Genomic DNA, 13,314 nt, shown 5'->3' with positions numbered 1-13,314 from the left:
CTGCGTCTGCTTCTGGCCGACCTGTCCCGAGAAGGTCGTCGACATTCCGCCAGTATCGACCGATTCGGTCGCCTAGTCCAGATGAGCCGGGTCATACGTAGTCAGAACGGGCCATTGGTCCCCCGTCGATTCCCCGGTCGACTCAGCGCCGCAGCCGGGCGAGGGCGGGGCGCACGTCGAGCAGGTAGACGAACGCGGCGACCGTGCCGACCACGTTCAGCAGGCCGACGGGCTGCATGTCGATGAGGTGGGCGACCAGGGCGAGACCGAGGATCAGCAGCCACGCGGGCTTGGTGAGCTTGCCCGCGGCCTCGTACGCCTCGCTGGGGCGGGTCACGGCGTCGATGAGGGCCCACAGCTTCACAGCGAGCAGCGCGTACGCCGCGAGCAGGGTGATGCCGGTGATCAGCTCCATGGCTCGATCCTAGGCGAGAGGGCCCGCGAGGCGGGGGTGAGCGGACAGAACAGAGCCCCCGGGTCCGAGGGAGGGATGGACCCGAGGGCTCTGCGTGGTGCCGACCTGCCCGAGGAACGTCCTGGGAGAGGGACCGGGCGGTCAGGCACGACCGGCGCGAGGCGTCAGCGCCGGGGGAACTGGATCAGGAGCCGGCCTTGTCAGCGGCCGAGGAGGCAGCCTTCGAGGTCTTCGACGCGGTCTTCTTCGCCGAGGTGGTGGTGCGCTTGGCTCCGGACTTGGCGGTCGAGGTCGTCTTCGACGCGGTGGTCTTGGCGGTCTTGGCGGTCTTCTCCGCCTTCTCGGCCACCGTGCCCTCGGACTTCGCAGCCGCCTGGGTCTTCTTGACCGCGGTCTTGGCCTGGTTCTTCGTGGCGGTCGCCGCACCCTTGGCCTGCGCCTTGGTCTGCTTCGCGCCCTCGACGGCCTGCTCGGTGGCCTTGTCGCCGCGGATCTTCTCGACCAGCTTCTCGCCGCGGGTGGCGAGGTCGCCGTACACGGTCACGGTCTCGTTGAACCGCTTCTCGACCTCGCTGCGCGCGGTGGTCGGGAACGCCTCGGCCTGCTTCTGCAGGTCGGTGACGCGCTTCTCGATGTCCTTACGGCGGGTCTCGGCGGTGTCGCGGACCTCCTCGACGCGGGTCTTGACCAGGCCGCGGGCCTGCTCGACCAGCTTGTCGGCGTCGAACTCGACGTCGTTGATGCGGGTCTGCACGTCGGTGGAGACGGTGCGTACGCGCTCGACGACGACGTCGAAGGCGCCGACGGCGGCGAAGGGGAGCTTCGCGGCCTCGTCCTTGAGGTTGAAGTTCTTGGTGGCGTTCTTGGTGGCCATGTGAGTTCCTTCCGTGCCGCGGCTGCGGCTCGTGGCTGTCTGGGTGGTCCGGGTGGTCTGGGTGGTCTGGGTGGTCTGGGTGCCGGCGGCCGCTCAGGCGGTCAGCGGCTCGTCTACCGGCTGCGTGTCCGGCTCTGTGTCCGGCTGCGTGTCCGGCTCGTCCTGCTGGGCGGCCTCGCGCTCGGCTCGGGCCGGGGCGGTGAAGGCGGCGTACACCTCGAGCAGCGCGTGACGCTGCGCGGCGGTGAGGTCGGGGTCGGCGAGCACGGCGTCCTCGACGGTGACCGACGGGGTGCCGCGTACGTCGGCGCCGAGCTCGCCCAACTGGTCCGCGGAGATGCGCAGCACCTTCGCGAGCTGCTGCACGACATCTGCCGAGGGCCGCCGCAGACCGCGCTCGATCTGGCTGAGGTACGGATTGGAGATGCCCGTCTGCTCAGCCAGCTGACGCAGGGAGAGCTGAGCAGCCTGACGCTGCTCGCGCAGGTGGTCGCCGAGCGACTGCACCGCGTTGCTCACCTTCGTCTTCGCCATGACCACCACTATGCTTGCAACTGCTAGCAGATGCAAACCTGATACACGTGACTGCCATTACATATAACGCTCAAACCCCGCTTGCACAGTTAGCACCCACCGATGTGGGTGGCGTCTGTCACGGCAGCGGGGTGGCAGCGCGGCGGCACGGGGCGGGGTCGACCCGCTCACGCGGCTGGGGCCACAGCGCCGCGGTCTGGATCAGCGGCTCCTGCTGGTGCGAGGGGCGGGTGGTGGCGGTGGTGCGTACGACCACCTCCTCGCCGGCCGCGACGCTCACCTGGACGCGGATGAGCCGCCGTCCGGCCAGCACCGTCGTCTCCGCGTCGACGGCGACGCCGTCGACCTCGGGGCGTGAGGACAGGTCCCCGCCGGCCGACCCCAGCAGCAGGAGCGCACCGTCGGCGACCTCCGCCGTGCCGAGGGTGCCGCCGAGACCGACCTCGGACGCCGGCCCGGCCACCACCGCGGAGACGACCAGCTCGCGGCCCTCGGGAGCGCACGAGAGGGTGCGTACGCGGATGCTGCGGAGCCCGAGACGCGTCGCGGGCCCACCCTCGGGGGCGCCCAGATAGGCGCCGATCAGGGGTGCGCCGTCGCGGTCGCCCGTCGGCACGCCGGCGAGGCTCGACCGGGGAAGGCTGCGCTCGACCTGCGGATCGGCGGTCCACAGGTGCAGGCGGTCGACGACGCCCTCGGCGGCGAACGTGTCGAGGAGCGCGCCGGAGTCACCCGTTCCGGCGAGGACCTGCTCGAGAGTGCTGCGCAGGCTCGCGGCGAGGGTGGCGCGCTGCTCGGGCGAGTCCGCGGTCAGCAGGGGCTCGAGGGGTGGCTCGTCGGCGGTGTCGTCGAGCACGGCTGCCACGTCGGACAGGGCGACGCGGTCCAGGGCGACGACCCCGTCGACCTCGCCGGGTGCGGCCTGCTGCCACAGGGTGCGTACGAGCTGCGCGGTGCGGCGGAAGTCCGGCGTACGGAAGGCGTCGCCGAGCGTGTCGACACGGCGTACGCCCGCCACGGCCACCTCGGACGCCTCCAACCGGACGCCGGCCCCGCCTGCGAGCGTCGACGCCTCGACCGGTCCGCTGTCGGCGATCGTGAGCCGGCCCTCGTCGGCCTCGAGGAGGGCGTACGCGACCGGCTCCCCGCCGCCGGGGCGGGCGACCGTGGGGTCGAGGAGCAGCACGAGGTAGCGGCGGACGTCGGCGGCCCCGAGCGCCGGACCCATCGCCTGCGCGGCGTCCCGGACCTGAGAGACCAGGCCGCCGACCTCGGTGAGGGTGAACTGGAGCAGCCGCACCGAGTCCTGGATCTGGGGCACCACCTCGGCCAGCTCGACCTGCTCGAGCTCGATCGTGAGGCGCTGCAGGTCGGCCCCGGCCTCGGCGAGGGCCTCCCCCTGCTCGGCCAGCAGCTGCAGGTCGACGGCGCCGTCGACGGGTCGGAGCCGGTCGGGGGTCAGCTCGCGGGCGACCTCGAGCAGCGGGGGCCCGAGCGTGCCCGCCGCACGCGCGGCGAGGGCGGAGCTGCGGCGGACGGCCGCGATGTCGTCGCCGATGCCGGGCAGCCGCTCGGTCAGGCGCCACGTGGGGCCCTCGAGCCGCTCGGCCGCTGCGCTGCTGAACGCCTCCACCGCGGCGAGCTGCTGCCCGGCGGCGTCGACGTCACCGGCCTGGAGGGCCGCGCGCAGGGCGACGGCCGCGGTGCCGGCGGCGCGGATGTCGCGGACGGCCTGGGTCGCCTGCCAGCCGTTGCGCCCGATGAGCACGACGCCGACGACGATCGCGATGACCAGGGGAGGCAGCAGCAGTGCTCGCAGCACCCGCACGTGCAGCACCCCCCAGGGCTCGTGGAGCGCGACGCTCCCGAGGCGTCGTCGCGAAACGGTTCTACCTCATCGGTCCGACAGAACGCATCGCTCGATCCGCGGACCGGCCGCAGACCGCCTGGGACGCGACCTCAGACCAGGGGGCGCAGGCGACCGATGGGGCGTCCCCCGCCGAGCACCGGCGCGTCACCGAGCTGCAGCACGCGCTCGCGCACGGTGGGGTCGTCGAGGGCCACAGCCAGGTCGTCGAGAGCCCCCGAGGCGCGCAGCGTGGCGACGGCGGCAGGCGTACGCGCCCGATCGCCCCCGTCGTCGATCTTCAGCGCCAGCGCACCGCCGCCCGGCAGCGCCATGGCGTAGCAGGCGTCGGCGCCGGACTTCGCGATCAGCCGCGGCACCGCCTGCATCAGCGCGAGCTCGTCGCGGGTGGTGCCGCAGGTCATCAGCGGGTGCGTACGGAAGGCATGTGCCACCGACGCCGCCGCCGCGTCGGTCTCGGGTGTCGCGGAGCCGAGGGTGGCGTACGCCCGGGCGAGCCCGGTCAGTGAGCACCCCGGCAGCGGGGCGCCGCAGCCGTCGACGGAGGAGGCTTCGACGGGTTCGCCGACGTACGCCTCGAAGGTCCCCCGCACCGCGACCTGCAACGGGTGGGCCGGGTCGAGGTAGGTGCCGGTGTCCCACCCGGCCACGACGCACGTGGCGAGGAAGGCGGCGTGCTTGCCCGAGCAGTCCATGAACGCAGGCGCCTCGGGTCGCCCGTCGCGGACGGCCGCGTCGGCGGCGGCGGTGTCCATCGGCCGCACGGCGGGGGTCTGCAGGGCGTCGAGGTCGAGGCCGACGGTGGCGAGGATGCGGCGTACGCCCTCGACGTGGACGGGCTCCGCGGAGTGCGACGCGGTGGCCAGCGCGAGGAGCTCCGCGGGCAGGTCGAGGCGCTCGAGACCGTGACGCAGGCACGCGATGACCTGCATCGGCTTGTTGCACGAGCGCGGGAGCACCGGGCGGGTGACGTCCCCGACCGACCACCGCACCTGCCCCGCGGCGTCCAGCACGACCGCTGCCCCCCGGTGGGTTCCCTCGACGACGTCGCCCCGGACGACCTGCACGAGCGGCACCACCGCGTCGTCGCCGTAGGTGAGGAGGGCTTGCTCGGTGGGGGTCGGCACGCCCCGAACCTAGCGGCGGGTGAGTACCTCGCGGACCTTCCCAACGCGGGTGCCACGAGACCGGTACGACGGTAAAGTGCGTCACATGGGACGTACGCCGGCGCATCGGGCGCCGCGGCCTCGCCGGCTCACGCCCACCGCGGCCGGCGCTGCTGCCGCGGGCGCCGTCGCGTTCGTCGTGCTCGCCCAGACCGTGCTGCTGCCCGCCGGGGACTCCTCGGTGGCCACCGCCGCGACCGCGGCGACACCGGAGGGCGCCACTGACCGTTCCGCGGGCAGCGCGGGCAGCGAGGGCAGCGAGGGCGACACCGAGATGGCCTCCGTACGCGCCTCGGGGCTCGCCGGCCTGACGGGTCCGGTGCGCATGGCGCTGGTGGGCGACTCCTACCTCAACGGCAAGGGCGCCCCCGACGGCAAGGGCATGGGCGACGGTCTCGCCAAGCGCCTGGACGCCGAGCTGGTGAACTTCGCCGAGGGCGGCACCGGGTGGGCCGACGACGGCCCCGAGCCGACCGAGACCAGCAGCTACGACGAGCACGCCCCCGCCGTGGTGGCTGCCGACCCCGACCTCGTGGTGGTCGCGGGCGGCTACAACGACCACGCCGCGATCAACGCAGGCCTGGAGACCTACGACGAGGTCGCGGTCAACGCCCGCAGGCTGCTCGCGGACCTGGCGGACGCTGACGTACGCACCGTGGTGTTCGGCCCGTTCTGGGTCAACGGCGACCCGCCGGACTCGCTGCTGCAGCTGCGCGACGTGCTGCGCCGCGAGGCCGACCGGGCCGAGGTCGCGTGGGTCGACCCGATCGCCGAGGGGTGGATCGACGGCGACCGCCGCGACATGACGGGCAACGCGGCACGGTTCATCCGGGTGGACCGCATCCACCCCACGGGCTCGGGCCACCGCTACTTCGCCAAGCGCATGGCCGCGTCGATCCGCGCGCTCGGATAGCAGCGGGACGGCCGCGACCGGGCGCAACCCGGGCGATCCGACCGGATCCTCCCCGTCTGCGTGGCCGGGGCGCCTACGATGCCTGACGTGAATCTCGCGAAGGGCGCGCAGCTCGCCGGCCTCACCGCACTGTCGGTGCTGACGGTCGTGCTCGTGGTGCTCGCGATGACGCGGTCTGTCGCGACGACGGCCGAGGCGAGTGCGCCCCTGACCCCCGTCGCCGAGGAGGACACGGCGACCGTGGTCAGCGTGCTCGGCGACGGGCACGTGCTCGCCGAGGGGTCGTGGTTCTACCGGGCGATCCCGGCCGAGGACGGCGGTCCCGTCGAGCGCGGCGTCGTGCTCGCCGAGGAGGACGCCCGCGCCAGGTCGCTCGAGTCCCGCCTCGACCAGGTCGTCGCCGGCGACATCGTGATGATCGCGGCCGGGGCGGTCGACGTGAGCCTCGGGGAGCCCGCGCCGGAGATCGTCGCCGACATCAAGGTGCTGGTGCGTGGCGTACGCGAGCGGGACGCGACCCCCGTGCTGGTGCTGGTGCCGCCATCGAACGAGCGCGGCTTCCTCACCAAGCTGGTCAACCGCAAGCTCTCGGCGTACGGGGAGCGGCGCGACATCGCCGTGCTCGACATCTTCTCCCCCGTCGCGACGACGCCCGGCCGGTGGCTGAAGCGCTACACCGACGACGGTGAGTACGCGAACCCGGAGGGCGCCGCCCGGCAGGCGCAGGTCGTCATCGACCGGCTGGACTGGCTGATGCTCGCCCAGCAGCAGGCCGCCTGAGCCTCACGGCGCCGTGGTCGGGCGCTCGACCTGCTCGGGGGCCTCGCAGTCGCCGCACCACCCGAAGACGGTGAGGTGCCCGGTGTCGACGCGGAACCCGCGCTCCTCACGCAGCCGGGTCGCGAGGTCCTCGATCTCCTCGGCGTCGACGGAGATCACGTCCCCGCAGCCGCGGCAGACCAGGTGGAAGTGCTCGTGGCGGCCGCTCAGATCGATGGCGTGGTAGGTCGGGGCACGGTCGGTGAGGTGGGCGTGGCGTACGAGCCCGAGCGACTCCAGCAGCTCGAGCGTGCGGTAGACGGTCGAGATGTTCAGCGAGGCCGAGTCGCGGCGCACGTGGGCGAGGACCTCGTCGGGGGTGGCGTGACGCAGCTCGTCGACCGCGCGCAGCACCAGCTCGCGCTGGGGGGTGAGACGGCGGCCGGTGGCGCGCAGGCGCGTACGCCAGTCGTCCTCGCGGCCCGGGTCGGTCATGGCGTACGCGCCCTGCTCACTGTCCGGTGACGCGCTGCAGGCGCGCCCACAGGTGGGGCTGGAGCTCCTGGCCGACGGCGGCCATGTCGTAGGCGTACATCAGCTCGCCCTCGACGTTGCCGTAGAGCCGGTGTCCGCCGGTGACCTCCTTGGCGGACTCGGTGAAGCTCACGCCGGCGGTGCGGAGCTCGACCTTGCCGTCGGCCGCGGCGCCGTACCAGACCTCGCTGATCCCCGTGGAGTGGCTGAGCAGCAGCTCGAGCTTGCCCTGGGGCCGGGCCCGCAGGACTCCGGTCTCCAGCGCGCCCGGGCGCAGCCGGTTGCCCTCGGCGTCGGTGACCCACGACCGCGCCAGGTAGTGGAAGAAGGGGCGCCCGTCGTGGGTGAAGTGCAGGTGCTGCTCGAAGCCGAACGCGTCGATCGTGGGGTAGTCGCCGTGGCCGTTGCCGTGCCACTCCCCCAGCATCCACGCGATGGGACCGCAGTCGGGGTGCAGGTTGTCGGGGAGCTCGAAGGTGCCCATGGGACCGATCCTGCCAGGGCGCACGCCCCTACCGCTTCGACGGGCGCAGATCGTCGACCTTGCTCTTGAGCCGGCTCGGGTTGAGCAGCCCGAGCACGATCGCGACCATCAGGGCGATGCCGCCGACGAAGGCGAAGGCCCCCAGCAGGACGACGATCACGAGCTCCATGAGCTGACAGTACGCCGCCACAAGAACAGGAGGGATCAGCTTCGGATCGTGCCGATCGGGCGATTTTCGAGATCCCACCTGTTCTTGTGGTTCGGGAGGCCGCTTGCGAGCGTCACCCGGTGGTTGAGGAGCGAGCTTGCGAGCGTCTCGAAACCCCGCCAGGCTCATGCGATGCGTCCCCTCGTCGTCAAGGTCACCTGCGGGCTCGACTCCCCCGAGCGCGCCAACCAGGCGTTCACCGTCGCGGCCACCGCGATCGCCGCCGGGGCGGAGGTGAGCCTGTGGCTGACGGGGGAGGCCGTGTGGCTCGCGGTGCCGAACCGGGCGGAAGACCTGCAGCTCGACCACGCCACCCCACTGCCCGACCTGCTCGAGACGCTGCTGCAGGCGGGACGCGTGACGATGTGTACGCAGTGCGCCGCCCGCCGGTCGCTCGACGAGTCCAACCTGCTGCCGGGCGTGCGGATCGCGGGCGCGGCGGTGTTCGTGGAGGAGTCGCTCGCCGACGGGGTGCAGGCGCTCGTCTACTGAGCGAGGTCTACTGAGTGACGTGGGTGCGGGGGTCTCGCGGCTCGGGTAGCCCCTCGCTCCTCGACCACCGACGCGGCTGGGGTGGTTGCGAGACGCCCTCGCCTAGCGGCTCGAGCTCCTCAACCACCGGGGGACCTTCGGTCAGCTTCGCGGCCACGAGGGCGCCGATGACGGTGAGCAGCACCGCCCAGATGATGAGCTCTGGTTCGGTGCGCAGGGCGAGGAAGAAGCCGTGGTCGGTCCAGCGACTCTCCTCGCGCACAAGCCACGCCTTCTGCACCGCCCCCACCGAGATCTGCGCGACCTGCCACCCCACGAGGGCCCCCAGCAGCACCTGCCAGCGACGCGCGAGCATCGGCACCACCAGCAGGCACGCGGGCAGGAAGCAGGCCATGGGCTCGAGCATCAGCCGGTAGCCGTAGAAGCCCGACCCACCCGTGAAGCCGTTGATCTGGCCCTGCACGATCCCGTACGCGACGCCGCCCAGCGCGAGCCACAGCGTCCAGTCCGGCAGACGACGACGACAGGCGACGACGGCGGGCAGCAGCACGAGCAGGGCGGGTGACCAGGGCAGCAGTCCGACGATGGGTGAGACCCACAGGCCGACCTGGTCGAGCAGCTGGTCGACCGTGAACGCCCCCGACCCCAGGGTCTGCGACGTGACCTCGCGTCCGGAGTAGCCACCCTCGGCCGACCAGACGCCGTAGAGCCACCGGTTCCACACCAGCAGCACCACGAGCCACGCGCCGGACGCGAGCCCCATCTTCACCGCGATCATCGGCTCACGACGACGCACGGCGAGCCCGACGCCGAGGATCGCGACGACGAACGCGACGTGGGGGCGGCCGAGCAGTCCGATACCGCCGGCGAACCCGGTGGCCCACCAGCGGCCGCGGGAGGTGGCGTACGCCATGGCCAGGATGCCGAGCACCGTGAACCCGTGGGTCCAGAGCATGTCGGCGACCACGGACCAGATCGGGGTGGAGACGCCGACGACGGCGGTGACGAGGGCGGCGCGGGCGTCGCCCCACCACTGCCGGGTCAGCAGGTAGAGGAACCACAGGGCGAGCAGGGCGATGACGGAGCCGGTCCAGGAGCCGGGCGCGGTCTCGAAGTCGGCGGGGTCGGTGGAGCGGTTCAGGAGCGCGTACGCCGGGACGGCCGGCAGCACGGCGCCCATGGTGCGGGCGACGACGATGCGTCCGTCTTCACGGGTCTGCACAGAGAAGTCGGGGAACCGCACCTGGTCCGAGGGCAGCGCGTCGAGGTCGACCCCGTCGAGCCACGGCTCACCGGTGGAGGCGATCCGCCACGCGGCGATGCTCGCGGCGGAGGCGTCGGTGTTGGGGACGCTGCGCTCGGCGGTGAGCAGGAACAGCGGTGCGAGCGCGACGAGCACGAGGAGCCCGAGGCGGTACGGGCGCAGGCGTGCGAGCAGGGCGTCCACCGCTCGATGGTCACACGGGGAAGGGCCGCGTCGTGGCGGAATGTCCGAACCCGTGAACGTCTAGAGTGTGGCGACCCCGCACCCCCACCTGGGAGCTTTCCTCATGGAGCTGCGCGACTATCTGCGCATCGTCCGCCGCCGCTGGCTGATGATCGTCACGACCTTCTTGATCGTGGTCTCGGCTGCGGCGCTGGTGACGTACCAGCAGACGCCGCAGTACCAGTCCCAGACGAACCTGTTCGTCTCCACGCAGGCCAGCGACGTCTCCGAGGCGAGCGCGGGTGGCACGTTCTCCACGCAGCGGGTGGCGTCGTACGCCGACGTGGCGACCTACCCCGCGACCGCGGCGCTGGTGCTCGACCAGCTCGCGCTCGACGGTGTGAGCGCCGACGAGCTCGCCGGTCAGATCGAGGCGACGGTGCTGCCGCAGACCGTGAGCCTGCAGCTGACCGTCACCGACGAGGACCCGGTGGTCGCCCAGCGCATCGCCGCGACCCTCGCGACCGTGATGGTCGACCTGGTGGCCGAGCTGGAGACCCCGCCGAACCAGCGCCAGCCGCTGCTGAAGGCGACGATCACGCAGCCGGCGACGCTCGAGGTCGGCCCGGTCTCGCCGGTGCCGCTGCGCAACATCGGCCTCGGCATCGTGCTGGGCGCCCTGCTGGGTCTGGGCCTGGCGGTGCTGCGCGAGACGCTGGACACGAGCGTGAAGTCGGGTGAGGTCGCCTCCGAGGCCGCGGACGCGCCGCTGGTGGGCGGCATCGCGTTCGACGCGAACACCGCCGAGAAGCCGCTGGTCACCTCGTTGGACTCCCATGCGCCGCGGCTCGAGGCGTTCCGGGTGCTGCGCACGAACATGCAGTTCATCGACGTGGACTCCGCCCACAAGGTCTTCGCGGTCTCCTCCTCCTTGCCCGGCGAGGGCAAGTCGACGACCTCGACGAACCTCGCGATCACCCTCGCCCAGGCCGACCAGAAGGTGCTGCTCGTCGACGGCGACCTGCGCCGCCCGCAGGTGGCGCGCATGCTCGACCTGGAGCCCGCGGTCGGCATGACCACGGTGCTCACCGGCCAGGTCGACCTCGAGGACGCGGTGCAGCAGTGGAAGGTGCCGGGCCTGGACGTGCTCACCTCCGGTGCGCTGCCGCCGAACCCGGCCGAGCTGCTGCAGTCGACCTCGATGCGTGAGCTGATCACGCAGGTGCGGGAGGCGTACGACGTGGTCGTCATCGACTCCCCGCCGCTGCTGCCGGTCACCGACGCGGCACTGCTCGCGACGCACGCGGACGGGGCGATCCTCGTCGTACGCCACGGCAAGACCACGCGCGACCAGGTCGCCGGCTCCCGGGCCCGCCTGGACAACGTCGGCGGCCGCATCCTCGGCGTCGTGCTGAACATGACGCCGTCGGGCAAGCGGGGCGGCAAGTACGGCTACGGGTACGGCTATGGCTACGGGTACGGCTACGCCCCCACCGAGGCGGCGACCGACCACAAGGCGGCCAGGGCCGAGCGCAAGGCCCAGCGGGCGGCCGGCAAGCGCGCCTCGCGCGAGGAGAAGAAGAGCGAGCTCGGCAAGAAGCTCGACGACCAGTAGCTAGGGCGTCTCAAGCACCAACGTCACCGGCCCGTCGTTGACGAGCGACACGGCCATGTCGGCCCCGAAGACCCCGCGCGCCACGTGCAGCCCGACGCCCTCCAGGCCGTCACACACAGCCTCGTAGAGAGGCTCCGAGACCGCCCCGGGCGCCGCCTTCGACCACGAGGGCTTGCGCCCCTTCTTCACGTCGGCGTAGAGCGTGAACTGGCTGACCACCAGCACCGGTGCGGACGCCTCGAGCAGGCTCTGCTCCTCGCGGAGCAGCTTGAGCTCGGAGATCTTGCGGACCATCCAGGCGACCTGGTCCGCACCGTCGTCGTGGGTGACGCCGAGGAGCACGACGAGGCCGGGCTCGGCGATCTCACCGACGACGTCCCCGTCGACCGTCACGGACGCCTCGCTCACCCTCTGCACCACTGCTCTCACCCCGGAAGGCTGCCACAGCACGCGCTTTCCGATCCATCGAGTACGGAGACGCACGCGCTCGCGGAAAACGCTTGCAGCTGTGACTGCGCGCGACCTACCGTCGAGGAGAAGGCAGGCGACCACCCCCCCTCGGCGCCCCTTCACCTCCGAGCGTCACCCCTCCCCCCAACCTCTTCACAGGGTGGCCCTCGATGAGGCTCCCGTCCCGCACGCCTACCCCCCTTGTGCGGGACGGGAGCCGCCCATCGCCGCGCCTGAGAACGAGCGAAGAACTCCCCCAATCTGACTGCACCGGCCTTCGCACCCCGGGGTCCGCGACGCACCATGGAAGCCAGGGTCGACCTCCCAGCGACCCGCGAGCGCGGACCGTTCCGGCCCCGCGCTCGTGCCGCCACCCCCCTCAGGCGGCGCAGGGCTCGCGGTCCCGGTGTACTTCCTCGTCATCGGGACCGCGGGTCCGCTTGTCTGCCGCATTGGTCTGCGACCCCGCACGTGGGCACGATGGGGGCATGAGCGCCACCGACGACCGCACCGAGTCCGCGTACGCCTCGCCCCTGCTGTCCCTGCCCGACGCCGTCGCCGCGATGGGTGTCGACGCCGGCGTGCCGGCGCACTTCGGGTCGTTCACGACCGAGCAGCGGCGTCTGGTGGCCGGGGAGGGCTTCGTCGATCTCTCGCACCGCGGGGTGCTGCGGGTGACCGGTCCGGACCGTCTGAGCTGGCTGCACTCCCTGACCAGCCAGCACCTCGAGCAGCTCGGCCCCGAGACCTGGACAGGCGCCCTGATCCTCAGCCCGCAGGGCCACACCGAGCACGCGTTCTACGGCTACGACGACGGTGAGTCCTTCACCGCGCACACCGAGCCCGGCCGCGTGGGCGACCTGGTCGCGTGGCTGGACCGGATGCGTTTCATGACCCGCGTCGAGGTCACCGACGTCACCGACGAGCTCGCCACGGTGTGGCGGCCGGCGAAGGTCGTCGAGGGCGTCCCGTTCTCCGGGTTCGTCTTCGTGCCGCGCGCCGACCTCGGCACGTTCGGCGAGGCCGCAGGACCGGCGGCGGGGCTGTGGGCGTACGAGGCCCTGCGCATCGAGCGCGGCGAGGCCCGCCTGGGACTCGACACCGACGAGCGGACGATCCCCAACGAGGCCGGCTGGATCGACGCCGCCGTGCACCTCGACAAGGGCTGCTACCGCGGCCAGGAGACCGTCGCACGCGTGCACACCTTGGGCCGGCCCCCGCGCCGCCTGACGCTGCTGCACCTCGACGGCACGGAGAACAGGCTGCCCCCGGTCGGCTCCGATGTGCTCGTCGGCGACAAGCGCGTCGGCCGCATGGGCACCTCCGCGCGCCACCACGAGCTCGGACCCATCGGGCTGGCCCTGCTCAAGCGCAACACCGCCGTCGACGCCGAGGTCGTCGTCGACGGGGTGCCGGCGCAGCAGGAGGTCGTCGTGGACCCCGAGGTGGGCCTGCACGTACGCCCGCGGCTGCGCTGACGCGATCGCCACCGGTCTGGACGGGTTCGCCGCATCCCGCCCGAAGTGGTGCGTACGGTCGTGCCGGGGTAGTCGGCTAGGGACCGAACCCGACAGGAA

The 13,314-nt window shown here is 72.4% G+C and carries 15 protein-coding genes; 5 read left to right on the top strand and 10 right to left on the bottom strand.

Annotation, left to right across the window (positions count from 1 at the left end; all coding sequences use genetic code 11):
• Positions 1-142: 142 nt before the first annotated feature.
• The 5 genes from KLP28_09670 to KLP28_09650 all read right to left on the bottom strand — a co-directional run bounded on the left by KLP28_09670 (position 143) and on the right by KLP28_09650 (position 4,766).
• Entirely contained in the window at positions 143-415 is a 273-nt protein-coding gene (locus tag KLP28_09670; protein QWC83902.1) for a DUF2516 family protein, read from the bottom strand.
• 184 nt (positions 416-599) lie between these two features.
• Positions 600-1,289 carry a hypothetical protein gene (locus KLP28_09665; GenBank protein ID QWC83901.1) on the bottom strand — a complete coding sequence of 230 codons (690 nt, stop codon included), beginning with the start codon at positions 1,287-1,289 and terminating at the stop codon, positions 600-602.
• Positions 1,290-1,382: 93 nt separating this feature from the next.
• Complete coding sequence (locus tag KLP28_09660) at positions 1,383-1,823, bottom strand: helix-turn-helix domain-containing protein (protein QWC83900.1); 441 nt, start codon at positions 1,821-1,823, stop codon at positions 1,383-1,385.
• A 118-nt stretch (positions 1,824-1,941) separates the two neighbouring features.
• Positions 1,942-3,660, bottom strand: a complete 1,719-nt coding sequence (locus KLP28_09655; GenBank protein ID QWC83899.1) for a DUF4012 domain-containing protein — start codon at positions 3,658-3,660, stop codon at positions 1,942-1,944.
• Between the two features lie 122 nt (positions 3,661-3,782).
• Positions 3,783-4,766 carry an asparaginase gene (locus KLP28_09650; GenBank protein ID QWC86906.1) on the bottom strand — a complete coding sequence of 328 codons (984 nt, stop codon included), beginning with the start codon at positions 4,764-4,766 and terminating at the stop codon, positions 3,783-3,785.
• 136 nt (positions 4,767-4,902) lie between these two features.
• Between KLP28_09650 and KLP28_09645 the strand changes: the two genes are divergently transcribed.
• Together KLP28_09645 and KLP28_09640 are read left to right on the top strand one after the other, a co-directional pair.
• Positions 4,903-5,769 carry an SGNH/GDSL hydrolase family protein gene (locus tag KLP28_09645; protein ID QWC83898.1) on the top strand — a complete coding sequence of 289 codons (867 nt, stop codon included), beginning with the start codon at positions 4,903-4,905 and terminating at the stop codon, positions 5,767-5,769.
• Positions 5,770-5,856: 87 nt separating this feature from the next.
• Entirely contained in the window at positions 5,857-6,549 is a 693-nt protein-coding gene (locus tag KLP28_09640; GenBank protein QWC83897.1) for an SGNH/GDSL hydrolase family protein, read from the top strand.
• A gap of 3 nt (positions 6,550-6,552) precedes the next feature.
• Here KLP28_09640 and KLP28_09635 read toward each other — a convergent pair whose 3' ends face one another.
• The 3 genes from KLP28_09635 to KLP28_09625 are packed head-to-tail and all read right to left on the bottom strand — an operon-like array spanning position 6,553 to position 7,715.
• Positions 6,553-7,023 carry a transcriptional repressor gene (locus KLP28_09635; protein QWC83896.1) on the bottom strand — a complete coding sequence of 157 codons (471 nt, stop codon included), beginning with the start codon at positions 7,021-7,023 and terminating at the stop codon, positions 6,553-6,555.
• Positions 7,024-7,039: 16 nt separating this feature from the next.
• Positions 7,040-7,546 carry an FABP family protein gene (locus KLP28_09630; protein QWC83895.1) on the bottom strand — a complete coding sequence of 169 codons (507 nt, stop codon included), beginning with the start codon at positions 7,544-7,546 and terminating at the stop codon, positions 7,040-7,042.
• A gap of 28 nt (positions 7,547-7,574) precedes the next feature.
• Positions 7,575-7,715, bottom strand: a complete 141-nt coding sequence (locus KLP28_09625) for a hypothetical protein (protein QWC83894.1) — start codon at positions 7,713-7,715, stop codon at positions 7,575-7,577.
• A gap of 171 nt (positions 7,716-7,886) precedes the next feature.
• Here KLP28_09625 and KLP28_09620 point away from each other — a divergent pair, with 171 nt between their 5' ends.
• Positions 7,887-8,246 carry a DsrE family protein gene (locus tag KLP28_09620; protein QWC83893.1) on the top strand — a complete coding sequence of 120 codons (360 nt, stop codon included), beginning with the start codon at positions 7,887-7,889 and terminating at the stop codon, positions 8,244-8,246.
• A 7-nt stretch (positions 8,247-8,253) separates the two neighbouring features.
• Here the strand turns inward: KLP28_09620 and KLP28_09615 are convergent, their stop codons facing one another.
• Positions 8,254-9,693 carry a hypothetical protein gene (locus KLP28_09615; GenBank protein QWC83892.1) on the bottom strand — a complete coding sequence of 480 codons (1,440 nt, stop codon included), beginning with the start codon at positions 9,691-9,693 and terminating at the stop codon, positions 8,254-8,256.
• Positions 9,694-9,796: 103 nt separating this feature from the next.
• On the opposite strand from KLP28_09615, the gene KLP28_09610 reads away from it, so the two are divergent.
• Positions 9,797-11,287 carry a polysaccharide biosynthesis tyrosine autokinase gene (locus tag KLP28_09610; protein ID QWC83891.1) on the top strand — a complete coding sequence of 497 codons (1,491 nt, stop codon included), beginning with the start codon at positions 9,797-9,799 and terminating at the stop codon, positions 11,285-11,287.
• Here the strand turns inward: KLP28_09610 and dtd are convergent, their stop codons facing one another.
• A complete protein-coding gene (gene dtd / locus KLP28_09605; protein QWC83890.1) occupies positions 11,288-11,716 on the bottom strand; it encodes a D-tyrosyl-tRNA(Tyr) deacylase in 429 nt (142 codons plus the stop codon).
• Between the two features lie 509 nt (positions 11,717-12,225).
• Here dtd and KLP28_09600 point away from each other — a divergent pair.
• The gene (locus tag KLP28_09600; protein ID QWC83889.1) at positions 12,226-13,215 is read left to right on the top strand and encodes a folate-binding protein; all 990 of its coding nucleotides are present in this window, start codon (positions 12,226-12,228) and stop codon (positions 13,213-13,215) included.
• Positions 13,216-13,314 lie beyond the last annotated feature (99 nt).

The sequence above is a fragment of the Nocardioidaceae bacterium genome (assembly GCA_018672315.1).
In the GTDB taxonomy this organism is placed as follows: Bacteria; Actinomycetota; Actinomycetes; order Propionibacteriales; family Nocardioidaceae; genus TYQ2.
Note: the sequence above shows the minus strand (reverse complement) of the source record. Positions and strands in the feature narration are given on the sequence as shown.